General features: G+C 64.3%; 1 protein-coding gene. It reads right to left on the reverse strand.

The window, feature by feature from the left end; genetic code table 11:
* The coding region (locus QQF40_RS17060) for an Ig-like domain-containing protein (protein ID WP_285462039.1) at nucleotides 1–353 on the reverse strand (353 nt) is incomplete at both ends.

Below are 353 nucleotides of genomic sequence, written 5' to 3' on the forward strand. Positions count from 1 at the left end.
GCTTCCACATCGTCCGTGGCGGAGGCGATGGCCGGGGTGTTCGGCGCGGTAACGTCAGCGTCTTCCGGCACCACCAGGGTGTCGGAGACCGGGCTTTCGTTGCCGGCCGTATCGGTTGCTGTGGCTGTCAGAGTGCTGCCAGCTTCCTGCTCCGGTGAGAGCTCAACCGAGAAGTTGCCATCTCCATCGACGACCGCAGAGCCCAGGATGTCGCCAGCAGTGTCGGTGATCTCGATCGTGGTGCCCGCTTCACCGGTTCCGGCGACGGTAGTGCCATCGGTCTCGGACAGAACCGGCGCATCCGGTGCTGAAGTATCAACTGTCAGCGTGAACTCGCCAGACGGCGCGCTCAC

Origin of the sequence: Cobetia sp. LC6, from assembly GCF_030264805.1 — a bacterium.
Taxonomy (GTDB): domain Bacteria; phylum Pseudomonadota; class Gammaproteobacteria; order Pseudomonadales; family Halomonadaceae; genus Cobetia.